We start from the raw sequence: 201 nt of genomic DNA on the forward strand, positions 1-201 counted from the left end.
GAAAGTTGCGTCTGGATCAGTTTTAGAATAACTATTTCTTTTTGAAAATATTTTTTTACTCAAATTATATTTTTCTTCTCTCTCTTTATATTCAGATAGTTGCTCTGTCCACTTTTGAATTTTGGTTTTTCTTTTACCAATTCCATGAACAAACTCTATGTTTCTTTTCTTTTTTTCATATTCAAGCCATTGAAGAATTTT

General features: G+C 26.4%; 1 pseudogene. It reads right to left on the minus strand.

What is annotated here, in order from left to right:
- Positions 1-201, minus strand: a pseudogene (locus ACJDTP_RS28105) (IS5/IS1182 family transposase); the annotation flags it as partial.

The sequence above is a fragment of the Candidatus Clostridium helianthi genome, assembly GCF_045310795.1.
In the GTDB taxonomy this organism is placed as follows: Bacteria; Bacillota; Clostridia; order Clostridiales; family Clostridiaceae; genus Clostridium; species Clostridium helianthi.